5 protein-coding genes are annotated in these 12,244 nt (G+C 63.7%); 2 read left to right on the top strand and 3 right to left on the bottom strand.

The window, feature by feature from the left end:
• Window positions 1-245: 245 nt before the first annotated feature.
• Complete coding sequence (locus HH213_RS17630) at window positions 246-2,882, top strand: TonB-dependent receptor (RefSeq protein ID WP_229263046.1); 2,637 nt, start codon at window positions 246-248, stop codon at window positions 2,880-2,882.
• A gap of 45 nt (window positions 2,883-2,927) precedes the next feature.
• On the opposite strand, the gene tldD is transcribed toward HH213_RS17630, so the two are convergent.
• The 3 genes from tldD to HH213_RS17615 are packed head-to-tail and all read right to left on the bottom strand — an operon-like array spanning window position 2,928 to window position 9,412.
• Window positions 2,928-4,388: a metalloprotease TldD gene (gene tldD / locus HH213_RS17625; protein ID WP_110847068.1), complete on the bottom strand. Its 1,461-nt coding sequence runs from the start codon at window positions 4,386-4,388 to the stop codon at window positions 2,928-2,930.
• Window positions 4,389-4,430: 42 nt separating this feature from the next.
• Window positions 4,431-5,231, bottom strand: a complete 801-nt coding sequence (locus tag HH213_RS17620; RefSeq protein ID WP_169113071.1) for a carbon-nitrogen hydrolase family protein — start codon at window positions 5,229-5,231, stop codon at window positions 4,431-4,433.
• Window positions 5,228-9,412, bottom strand: coding sequence for a YhdP family protein (locus HH213_RS17615; RefSeq protein WP_169113070.1), 4,185 nt, complete (start codon window positions 9,410-9,412; stop codon window positions 5,228-5,230). Before HH213_RS17615 ends, HH213_RS17620 begins: the two co-directional genes overlap by 4 nt.
• A gap of 88 nt (window positions 9,413-9,500) precedes the next feature.
• Here HH213_RS17615 and glnE point away from each other — a divergent pair, with 88 nt between their 5' ends.
• Complete coding sequence (gene glnE / locus HH213_RS17610) at window positions 9,501-12,242, top strand: bifunctional [glutamate--ammonia ligase]-adenylyl-L-tyrosine phosphorylase/[glutamate--ammonia-ligase] adenylyltransferase (protein ID WP_169113069.1); 2,742 nt, start codon at window positions 9,501-9,503, stop codon at window positions 12,240-12,242.
• Window positions 12,243-12,244 lie beyond the last annotated feature (2 nt).

Genomic DNA, 12,244 nt, shown 5'->3' with positions numbered 1-12,244 from the left:
CACTGCGCACACTCAGGTAAATTTCCTTGGAACTGTAAGCAGTTGTAATGCGGGCGGGACGGCGGCGGCGCGCGCCTTCCCGCCCGTTCGGCCGCGCCGCCGGTGCAACGCCGGCTTTACATCTGTAACGTTTTGCACGGCGCGGTCTTGTTCAAGCGTCATTGTTCGCCTCCTGTCCCAATGGTCTGATGGCCTTTGCTCAAAAAGCAAACACCCATTCCCATATCCATGCAGGAGTTAAAACAATGATGATTGAAAGAGCGATGTCCCGTACCTTGCGTGCGCTGTTTGCCGGTGGCCTGTTGGTCGGCATGCACGCAGCACAAGCGCAAACCGATGAGGCACCGATCCAGCGCGTGGAAGTGACCGGTTCCAGCATCAAGCGCCTGGCCACTGAAACGGCGCTGCCGATCACCACCATCAAAGCCTCCGACTTCGAAAAGCAAGGCCTGACCACCGCCGCCGAAGTGATGAACACGCTGTCGATGAACCAGAGCGTCACCGGCAGCAGCCAGTCGGTCGGCTCCGGCACCGGCGGCATCGCCACCGCCGACCTGCGCGGCCTGGGCAGCAACAAGACACTGGTGCTGCTGAACGGCCGCCGCCTGGCCAGCCACCCGTTCAACGGCTCGTCGGTTGACCTCAACATCATTCCACTGTCGGCGCTGGAACGCGTCGAAGTGCTGCGCGACGGCGCCTCGGCCATCTACGGCACTGACGCCATCGGCGGCGTAATCAACTTCATCACCAAGCGTTCGGTGACCGGCGCCACTGTCAGCGTCGAGCGTTACCAGCCGCAAGCCAGCGGCGCCGGCGCCGAGTCGCGCCTCAACCTGTCAGGCGGCTACGGCGACCTCGACAAGGACGGCTGGAATGTGTTCGGCGTGATCGACCTGCACAAGCAGACCGCGCTGCAGGCCGCCGACCGCGACTTCTCCAGCACCAGCGTGCGTCCCGACAAGGGCATCAACAACAGCAGCGGCACTTCGCAGCCGGGCAACTTCTATTCGGACAACGGCATCACCGGCAACCCTTACTACGCCAGCGGTTGCGTCGGCAAAGGGCTGATCAAGAACGCCAACGGCACCTGCCGTACCGACACCATCGCCTACATCCAGGACATTCCGAAGACGCAGCAGGAGTCCTTCCTGGGCAAGGCCACCTTCAAGCTGAGCGAAGACAATGTCGCCACGATTGAATACCTGCACAGCCGCTCGACCAACCAGAGCAGCATCGCGCCGTCGCCGCTGACGGGCATCACCATGACCTCGGCCAGCCCCTACTATCCAGGCGGCAGCGCCGGCGTGCCGGCCGTGGCCGGCCTGACCGGCGAGGACCTGACCATCAACTGGCGCACGGTCGCCGCCGGCAACCGCATGGGCTACGACACCTCGATCTCTGACCGCCTGGTGGTGGCATCGGAAGGCCTGGTGGGCGGCTGGGATTACAACGTTGGCCTGACCTACGGCATCAGCAAGGCCGCCAGCGCCTTCATCGGCGGCTACACCAATGACTCGCTGATGAAAGCGGGCGTACTGAGCGGCATCCTGAATCCGTTCGGCGAACAGTCGGCCGCCGGCACCGCCTACATCGACGCGGCCCAGCTGCGCGGCGAATACCTTGCCGCCAAGATGACCAGCGTCGGCGTCGACGCCAAAGTCAGCCGCGAGATCTACCAGCTGCCGGCAGGCGGCGTCGGTTTCGCGATCGGCTCGGAATTCCGCCACGACAAGGCCACCTACGACGTCAACACTGCGCTGGCGTCGCAGGCGTCGAGTTCCGGCTACGCCGACGCGCAAGACCAGGCCGGCCAGCGCAACATCGCCGCGCTGTACTCGGAGATCAGCGTGCCGCTGACCAAGACGCTGGAACTGTCGGGCGCCGCCCGTTACGACCATTACAACGACGTCGGCGGCAGCTTCAATCCGAAGATCGGCCTGCGCTGGGAAGCCAGCAAGCAGGTGCTGTTCCGCACCTCGTACAACACCGGCTTCCGCGCGCCGACGCTGTACGACCTGCATGGCCCGGCCACCTCGACCTTCACCAGCAATGCGTACGACGATCCGAAACTGTGCCCGAACGGCGTGGCCGGCGATGGCGTCAATCCGAACATCGCCTGTAACCAGCAGCAGTACATCCGCAGCGGCGGCAATCCCAACCTGAAGCCGGAGAAATCCAAGACCTTCGCGCTGGGCGTGGTGTTCGAGCCGGTCAGCGCGGTCAGCGTGTCGTTCGATTACTTCAACATCAAGATCAAGGATTCGATCGGCACCGTGTCGGAGTCGACCATCTTCGACAACTACGACAAGTACAAGAACTACTTCGTCTACTCGGCCGACGGCAAGACGCTGCAGTACGTCAACGCCGTGCTGGACAACCTGGGTGAAGTGAAGACCTCCGGCATCGACACCAGCCTGCGCTGGAAACTGCCGCGCACCTCGGTGGGCGACTTCGGCTTCCAGTTCGACGGCACCTGGGTACACAGCTACAAGTACCAGAACGAAACCGGTGGCGAGTTCGTGGAAAACGTCGGCGTGTATGGCGACAATGCGCCGGTGTTCCGCTGGAAGCACAACGCCACCATCAGCTGGAAGAAAGGTCCGTGGAGCGCCAGCTTCTCCAACAAGTACCTGAGCGGCTACGTGGATGAGAACGATGTGGCGGATGCCTACTACCACAAGGTGCGGGCGTACTCGACCTACTCGCTGTCGAGCAGCTACACGGGCTTCAAGAATACCGACCTGACGGTGGGTATCAAGAACCTGTTTGACAGCGCGCCGCCGTACACCAACCAGGGCACGACGTTCCAGAGCGGTTACGATCCACGCTTCACGGACCCGCTGGGCCGCACCTTCTACGTGAAGGCCAGCTACAAGTTCTAAGGAACTAAGGATGTTAAAAAGCCCGGCATGCCGGGCTTTTTTGTTTTAGGCAGTACCGCCGACGGTCACGCCGTCGATCCGCAGGGTTGGCTGGCCGACGCCCACCGGCACGCTCTGGCCTTCCTTGCCGCATACACCCACGCCCGGGTCCAGCTTCATGTCGTTGCCGATCATCGATACGCGGTTCAGCACTTCCGGACCATTGCCGATCAGGGTCGCGCCTTTGACCGGATAGGTGATCTTGCCGTTCTCAATCATGTACGCTTCGCTGGCCGAGAACACGAACTTGCCGTTGGTGATATCGACCTGGCCGCCGCCGAAATTGACCGCATACAGGCCGTTCTTCACCGACGCCAGGATTTCGCCCGGATCCTTGTCGCCACCCAGCATGTAGGTGTTGGTCATGCGCGGCATCGGCAGGTGCGCGAACGATTCGCGGCGGGCGTTGCCGGTCACCGGCATCTTCATCAGGCGCGCGTTCATGGTGTCCTGGATATAGCCCTTCAGGATGCCGTCTTCGATCAGCGTGGTGCACTGGGTCGGATTGCCTTCGTCGTCGATATTCAGCGAACCACGGCGATCCGCCAGCGTGCCATCATCGACCACGGTGACGCCCTTGGCCGCCACCCGTTCGCCGATACGGCCGGAGAAAGTCGACGAACCCTTGCGGTTGAAGTCGCCTTCGAGGCCGTGGCCGATCGCTTCGTGCAGCAGGATGCCCGGCCAGCCAGGGCCCAGCACCACGGTCATCGGACCGGCCGGCGCCGGACGCGCGTCCAGGTTCACCAGCGCCGATTTGACGGCCTCGGTCGCATACTCTTCCAGCAGCGTATCGCTGAAGTAACCATAGTCGTAGCGACCGCCGCCGCCGGACGAACCCATTTCCCGACGGCCGTTCTGCTCGACGATCACGGTCAGCGACACGCGCACCAGCGGACGGATATCGGCCGCCAGCACGCCATCGCTGCGCACTACCAGCACCACATCGTATTCGCCGGCCAGACTGGCCATCACCTGCACCACGCGTGGATCCTTGGCGCGCGCCATCTTCTCGATGCGCTCCAGCAGCTGCACCTTGGCGGTGGCGTCCAGCGACACCAGCGGATCATGCGGCAGATACAGCGAACGGCCGCCGACCTGGTTCATCGCGCCAGCCACCTTGATCTTGCCAGCGCCAGCACGGGCGATGGTGCGGGTGGCGGAGGCGGCATCCATCAGCGCCGCTTCGGAAATCTCGTCCGAATACGAAAACGCGGTCTTGTCGCCCGACACCGCGCGCACGCCGACGCCCTGGTCGATCGAGAAACTGCCGGTCTTGACGATGCCCTCTTCCAGGCTCCAGCCTTCGTTTTTGGTAAATTGGAAATACAAGTCGGCGTAGTCGACTTTGTGGGTGAACATGCTGCCCAAGGTCTTGAGCAGCTTGCCTTCGTCCAGCCCGAACGGCGTCAGCAGGATATCGCGCGCTACGGCCAGGGTGGACAGGTTCGGTTCAAATGGCTTCATGGTGATGCTTTCTGTTAGGTGTTACCGGCATTGTAGTGGATATCACATGGTCCGGTGTTTGAGCGCCGGCAGGCTGTCGCGCACGCCTTGCATGTATTCGGGGTCGATCACGCCCTGCACCACGCCCTCGCCCTCGGCCAGCACCGACTTGACCGTGCCCCATGGGTCGATCAGCATGCTGTGGCCCCAGGTGCGGCGGCCGTTCGGATGGATGCCGCCCTGCGCCGCCGCCAGCACGTAGCACTGGTTCTCGATGGCGCGCGCGCGCAGCAGGATTTCCCAGTGCGCCATGCCGGTGGTGTAGGTGAAGGCGGCCGGCAGCACGATCAGCGACACCGGCCCCATGGCGCGGAACAGCTCCGGGAAGCGCAAGTCATAGCACACCGACATGCCGACCTTGCCGAACGGCGCCTCGAACACACCGATATTCGTGCCTGGCACAATGGTCTTCGATTCGTTGTACGACTCGGTACCCTTGGTAAAGCCGAACAGGTGGATCTTGTCGTAGCGGCTGACGTGCTCGCCTTGCGGGTTGTACACCAGCGTGGTGTTGATGACCTTTTCGGCATCGTCCGACGCCAGCGGCAAGGTGCCGCCGATCAGCCAGATGCCCAGCTCGCGCGCCAGACCGGCCATGAAGTCCTGGATCGGCCCGGTACCCAGCGGCTCGGCCACCTTGACCTTGTCGCTGTCGGCCAGGCCCATGATGGCCCAGTATTCCGGCAGCAGCACCAGCCCGGCGCCGTCGTTGGCGGCCTGGGTGACCAGGCGGCGCGCGGTGGCGATGTTTTCATCCACGGTGGGCGAGGAAATCATTTGTACGGCGGCGACGGTATGGTTCATGGCGATCCCTTTGACGGTTCCAGCTTGGTGGCGTCCAGCTTGGTGACGACCGGCGCCTTCCACGGCCCGGCAACTTCCATATGATAGGTCAGCGCCTTCATCACCGGCGCACTGAGGAATAGCTGGGCCAGGAAACTGCCGAGGCCGATCACCGGATTGACCGCCAGCGCGTACACCAGCGGCGCCGTCCCCAGATTAACCTCAGGAATCACCACCACATGCAAATTGGTGGTCTCATTGGCGATGTCGGCGCTGCCGTCCATCAATACAGTGGCGGCCACACCGTGCATTTTCAAGTTGTCGGTCTTGAGGATGCCGTGATTCAGGGAGGCATTGGCGGTAATGCCGTCAAACGCCAGCCCTTCCGAGAACACATCGTGGAAGTCCAGCTTGAGCAGACGCGGCAAGGCTTGCAGGCTCAGCACGCCCAGCAGCTTGGCCGCGCCCGGGTCCTGCTTGAGGAACTGGCCCTTTTCCACATTCAGCGTGATCTGGCCGGACAGGCTCGGCAGGTCCAGCGAGTACGGCAAGCCCTTCCAGGCGATATCGCCTTTCAGCGAGCCCTTGCCGCCCTTCAGCGTATCGAGATAGCCAAAGCGCTCCAGCAGCTTGCCGGCATCGATGATGCCGAGATTGAAATTCAGGCTGGTGTCGTGCACGCCATCCTTGCTGACCCACTTGCCGGTGCCGTTCAGCTCGCCGTCGGCATTGATCAGCGACAGCTTGCTGACGCGCCATTCGCGCGCATTGGCCAGCTGGGCGTTGTTGGCTTGCAGTTCCAGCCGGCCCAGCGGCTTGTTGAACAGTTCAAAGCGTTCAACCACCACGTCCAGCGCCGGAATGGTGGCGGCCGCGCTCTTGTCATCCAGCAGCGCCTGCACGTCGCTCGAGGCCGACTCTGGAATCACCAGCGACGACAGCCGCGCCGTCACCTTGCCGAGGCCGGCGCCAGTGGATGGTTCGGCCCAGGTGACGTAGCCGTTGGCCTGGGTGGAATCGATGCTGGCCTGCCACATGCCTTTCCGGTGGGTGACGCCGACCACCACGTTTTCCAGCTTGCGGCCGCCAATCACCAGTTCGCTGGTGCGGGCGGCGATGGCGTCGGGCATGACATATTGGGTGAAATCGCTGGCTTCGGACGGCGCCGCCAGCGCCGCCGCCGAGCCGGCAGCGGCCGGGCCGGCGATCACGTCGCCGAAGTCCAGCCAGTTGTCGACGCTCAGCTGGTTCATGCTGATATTGAAGGCCAGGCCGCTGTCCGGCTCCGGCGCTGGCGTATTGACGCCGATGCCGCCGCGCACCAGCTTCCAGTGCTGCTTGCTTTGCTTCTGGCGCTGATAACGCGCGGCAATGCCGCTGCCGAGGTTGATGCGGATATCGTCATGCAGAAAGCCGACCGCGTCCGCCGTCAGGCCGCTGGTCAGCACGAAGCGCAGCGGCATGCTGTCGGTGGCGGTTTTGTTGGCCGGCGCCGGCAGGTCCAGCGCCAGGCCGGTCAGTGACGACTCGACCGCGACGATGACCTGGTGATCGCGCGCGGTCACCGTGCCGCTGTAGCGCGTGCCGCCGTTGAAGTGGTCGGCCAGGCGCTGCATGGCCGGCATCTGGAAGGCCTGGCGGAAGCCGTCTGCGGTCAGCAGGCCGCCGAGTCGGACGATGATCGCGCCATCCTTCTGGGTGCCGCCGGTGATCGATACCGGGCCGCCGAGGAAATTGCCGCTGATCTGGTTCAGGTTGACGCCGCGCTCGTTGAATTCAATCTTGCCCTGCGACGACTGCACCACCGGCAAATCGTTCATCAGCACGATGTCGTTGTTGGCCAGCTGCACCGTCCCCTGGACCTTGGTGTCGATCGCGTGCGCCAGCGGAATGCGCAGGCTCAGCGTCAGCTTGGCGTTGCCGCTGGCTTGCGTCTCGTCGGTGAAATGCGAGATCCAGTCCAATACCGGGCTGATGGTCAGGTAGCGCAGGAACTCCTGCATCGGCGCGGCGGCGTTGCCGTCGATCTCCAGCATGGAATCGTGCACGCTCAAGTCCGGAATCACGGCCTTGACATTGCTCAGCGCAGCGCCAGCGGTGGTGGCGGTGTCGCCGCGGATTTCCATGCGCGCGCCTTCGAACAGGAAGCTGCCTTTGATGTGTTCGGCTTGCGGCCACAGCGGCAATGGCTGGCCATCCTTACCCAGTTCCTTGCCGTCGTGCAGATAGTAGCCCGGCTCGTAATTCAGCTTGGCGTCGGTCAGCTTGCCGGCCACACGGAATTCGCCGCGCGCCTTGTCGTCCTTGAACGGGAAATGCGTCAGGTCGCCACGCAGGCGGATCGTGACATCGCTGGCGACGCCGCCTTCCAGCGCGCCGGTCAGCCAGTGAGTCAGGTCGTGCGGCGTCTGCATCGGCAGATAGCGACCGATGCGGTTGATCTGGAAGCCGGTCAGCGTGCCGCTCAGGTCGGCCTTGCCCGGTCCCTTGCCGGCCAGCGAAATGGTGTGCGTGCCCTGCAAGGTGCCGCGCATGCCTTCCTGCTCGAAGTCCATCGAATCGATCTGGAACAGCAGCTGGTTGTCGTCCTCAAACGACCAGCGCGCCTTCAGGTTCAGGTGATCGAACGGCATCGACGCCTCGGCGAAATAGTCCGGCATCTGCAGCACAAGTTGCTGCGAGGTCAGGCTGAAACTGCCGCCGCGCTCGGTGGCGTCGATCGAGCCGCTGAGGTTGTCGAAACCGGGAATCGCCGGCATGCCGGTAATTGCCGGCGTCTTGCCGCTCTTCGGCTGCGCCAGGCGCGGCGGCTGCGGCTTCAGCCCCAGTCCGACCACGTCACCTTTGACGCGGTAGGTCTGCAAAGCCGGAAAGGCGCCCTGCCATTCGGCGGAGAAATTCTGCAACAGGCCGCGCGGTGCAAAGCCCGCCACCATCTTGTGCTGCCGTTCGGTCAGCGGCAAGCGCTCGGCCAGGCCGGCCAGGGTTTGCAGGTCCAGCTGGCGGGCCCGTACTTCGAAGCGCTCCGGCTTGGCGCCGGCCGCGGCCACATAATTTTCCGACAGCGAGGTCGGCGCCATCACCAGCCCGTCACGTGTGGTCAGCATCAAATCGTGCAGTTCCAGGCTGTGGCCGAGCGCGCCGAAGCGCGGCGTGGTGGCGCCCTGGCGCGCCGCCGGCGGCCGGATATCCTCATGCACGGCGATGCGGCCGCTCATCTGCTGCAAGTCCAGCAACGGCAAGTCCTTGCCCAGCACGGCGGTGATGTCGCTCAGGCCGACATCGGCGGTCAGCCCGGTCAGGCGCGACTGGTCGACCCCGACCCAGGCGCGCAAGGAGCCGTGGCCCTTGCTCAGGTCAAACGGATAATCGACCCAGGTCTTCCAACCCTGTAAATCGGTATTGCGGATGTCGGCGTAAACCTCGCCCTTCCACATGGAGAAGTTGGAGATGCGGGCGCCGAATGCCGGATGGGTGAAGTCGGCCCGCAAGTCGAGCGGCTGTGCCAGCGCCGCCGGCGGCGTGGCGCGTACCGACAGCTGGTGGTGCAGCCACTCGTTACGCAGCACCAGCTGGAAGTTGTCCAGCGCCAGCGGCGGCGCATTGCGCAGGCGGTCGGTCCACTGCAGGCGGCCGTCGCGGATAACAATGTCGCGCTGCAGCAGCAGCCAGTCCAGCCCTTTGCCGTCGCTCGGCTTGTTGGGATCGATGAACATGCCGGCCACATACAGGCGGCCGTCGGTCTCGCGCACGATGGACAGGTCGGGCCGCGTCAGTTCCAGCGACCGGAAGCGCAGATTGCCCGTCACCGCCGTCCACCACGACAGCGTGGCCGACACGCTCGGCAAGCTCAACGCCGGGCGCCCCTGCGGGTCGTACAGCACCACATCGCCCAGGAACAGGTTGGGACGGAAGCCGTTCCATGAAGCATACACACGGGAAATCGTCACCTGGTTGCCGACCGCGCTGCTGGCGGCACGCTCGATATCGCCCTTGTAATGGTCGATATTCGGCAGCACCAGATAGCGCAGTGTCAGGAACAGGATGGTGAAGGCAAAATACAGCAGCAGTACCAGCTTCAGGATGAAGCCCAGCACATGATGGGTGGCCAGATTGCAGATCCGATAGGCGGTACGGAGCCGGTGCCAGCGCGCGGCCAATGGCCCTTCGCCTGTCACGGTCTCCTCTTCTGGTTTTTGCATTAATACGCTAATAAATCAGGCCATGCATCAAATAAGTACGAAACTCGCGCTAAACTCGGTTGTCAAAGCAATTCTACCTTATCCCTCTATGAGTTCATCGCCCGTATCCCCGACAGTTTCCCGTTTTTATCAACGCTGGCTGGCCGCCGCGCCCGATCGTGCTGTGAAAATAGATGAACTATCGCAATTATCGCTTGCCGACATCGATTTGGCGGATTATTTACGTAAAGAAGCAGAAAACAGTCTGCCGCTGGTGCGTTCCATGCGCCGCCTGCGCAATCTGCTGGTCTGCACTCTGATCCGGCGCGACCTGGAAGGCAAGGCCAACCTGGCGGAAGTGGTGACCACCATGACCCGCTTCGCCGATTTTGCTATCCAGCAGCACATGGTCGAGCTGCACGCCGAATTGGTGGCGGCCCATGGCGTGCCGACCGGACACGAATCCGGCCTGCCGCAGGAAATGATGGTGCTGGCCATGGGCAAGCAAGGCGGCGGCGAACTCAATGTATCGTCCGACATCGACCTGATCTTCGTCTACCCGGAAGATGGCGACACCATCGCCGCTGCGGGCCAGCGCAGCCTGTCCAACCACGAATTCTTCATCCGCCTCGGCAAGAGGTTGATCGCCGCTTTGGCGGAGATCACCGAAGATGGCTACACGTTCCGCGTTGATATGGCCTTGCGACCCAACGGCAACTCGGGTCCGCTGGCCGCCAGCCTGGGCATGGTGGAGCAATACCTGATCGTCCAGGGCCGCGAATGGGAGCGTTATGCCTGGGTCAAGGCGCGCGCTGTCACCGGCCGCGCCGAGGATATTGCCGCACTGGACGCGATTGTGCGGCCCTTCGTGTTCCGCCGCTACCTGGACTTTGGCGTGATTGACGCCATCCGCAATATGCACGCGCAGATCCGCGCCGAGGTCAACCGCCAGGAGCGGCTGCACCCGGACCGCAGCAACAACGTCAAGCTGGGCCGTGGCGGCATCCGTGAAATCGAGTTCCTGGCCCAGGTATTCCAGCTGATCCGCGGCGGCCGCGACGCCGCCCTGCGCGACCGCTCGACCCGCACCACGTTGCGCATCATCGCCGAGAAAGGCTTGCTGAGTCACGCCATCGTCTATCAACTGCTGGCTTCCTACACCTTCCTGCGCAATCTGGAACACCGCCTGCAATACCTGGACGACGCCCAGACCCACACGCTGCCCGCCAACGACGCCGACCGCCAGACCGTGGCCGAAATGATGGGTTTGCCGGATGTCGCCACCCTGCTGACCCAGCTGGAAGCCCACCGCCAGTTCGTCGCCGGCCAGTTCGACGAAATGTTCTCGGACAAGACCGAAAGCAGCGACAATGATATCGACCTGCAATCGAGCAACGAATGCGCCGATCCCGACAACCGCGAAGCCATGGTGGCTCGCTTCACCGCACTCGGCTTCGAGGCGCCGGAAGACGCCACCAAGCGCCTGCTCGCCACCTGGCAGGCGCCGCGCCTGCAATCGCTGCCGGAAGCCAGCCGCAACCGCCTGCAAGGACTGATCAACAGCGCGCTGCCGCTGATCATCCAGGCCGCCAGCGAATCGAGCGGCGGCAACCAGCTGGCCACGCTGGGCCGGCTGCTGGATTTCCTGGAAGCCATCGCGCGCCGCTCGGCCTATCTGTCGCTGCTGACCGAATATCCGCACACGCTGGCGCGCGTGATCCGCATGGTGCACGCCAGCGGCTGGGCCGCGCAATTCCTCAGCCAGCACCCTATCCTGCTGGATGAGCTGCTGGACGACCGCCTGCGCAACGCCGTGTTCGACCCGGCCGCGCTGGCCGCCGACCTCGACCTGCAACTGGCGGCCGATCCCGGCGATACCGAGCGCCAGATGGATATCCTGCGCGAAGTGCACCACGTCCAGCTGTTCCACCTGCTGGCGCAAGACCTGGCCGGCGACCTGACGGTGGAAAAGCTGGCCGACCACCTGTCGGCGCTGGCCGACACCATCGTCGCCGCCACCATCAAGGCGGTGTGGCAGACCGTGGCCACGCGCCACCGCGCGGTGCCGCTGTTCACCGTCATCGCCTACGGCAAGCTGGGCGGCAAGGAACTGGGCTATGTGTCCGACCTCGACGTCATCTTCCTGTATGACGACCCCGACCAGGAAGCGCCTGCCCAGTACGCCAAGCTGGCGCAGCGCTTCATCACCTGGATGACCTCGCACACCTCGGCCGGCATCCTGTTCGACATCGACACCGCGCTGCGGCCCGACGGCGCCAGCGGCATGCTGGTGTCGTCGGTGTCGTCGTTCGAGAAATACCAGACCAGTGCGGCCTGGGTATGGGAGCACCAGGCCCTGACCCGGGCCCGCTACTGCGCCGGCGACTTGGCGATCGGACAACGTTTCGAGCAGATCCGCGAAGCCGTGCTGCGCAAGGAACGGCCGGCCGACGGTCCGCTGAAGCAGGAAGTGCTGGCGATGCGCAAGCGCATGGTGGACGCCAAGCCGAACCACAGCGCACTGTTCGACCTCAAACAGGATCCGGGCGGCATGATCGATATCGAGTTCATCGTCCAGTTCCTGGTACTGCAACACGCGGCCGCCTATCCTGAACTGACCGCCAACTTTGGCAATATCGCCTTGCTGCGCATCTGTGCCGAACTGGGCCTGATCGACGGCCCGCTGTCGGCCAGCGTGGCGGATGCCTACCGCAAATACCGCAAGCTGCAACACCAGCTGCGGCTGCAAGGCCAGGACCTGGCGCGCATCGATCCGGCGCTGGTGGCAACCGAGGCGGCACAAGTGCGGGCTCTGTGGAACAGCTTGTTCGGCGAGGACGTTGCCAGTTAGCA

Source organism: Duganella dendranthematis (genome assembly GCF_012849375.1).
Taxonomy (GTDB): Bacteria; Pseudomonadota; Gammaproteobacteria; order Burkholderiales; family Burkholderiaceae_D; genus Rugamonas; species Rugamonas dendranthematis.
This window is presented reverse-complemented; position numbering and strand designations above follow the sequence as displayed.

Excerpts from the sequence above, each read along its gene's own strand:
- HH213_RS17630 (WP_229263046.1), top strand. The coding sequence starts at position 246 with ATGATGATTGAAAGAGCGATGTCCCGTACCTTGCGTGCGCTGTTTGCC.
- tldD (WP_110847068.1), bottom strand. The coding sequence starts at position 4,388 with ATGAAGCCATTTGAACCGAACCTGTCCACCCTGGCCGTAGCGCGCGAT.
- HH213_RS17620 (WP_169113071.1), bottom strand. The coding sequence starts at position 5,231 with ATGAACCATACCGTCGCCGCCGTACAAATGATTTCCTCGCCCACCGTG.
- HH213_RS17615 (WP_169113070.1), bottom strand. The coding sequence starts at position 9,412 with ATGCAAAAACCAGAAGAGGAGACCGTGACAGGCGAAGGGCCATTGGCC.
- glnE (WP_169113069.1), top strand. The coding sequence starts at position 9,501 with ATGAGTTCATCGCCCGTATCCCCGACAGTTTCCCGTTTTTATCAACGC.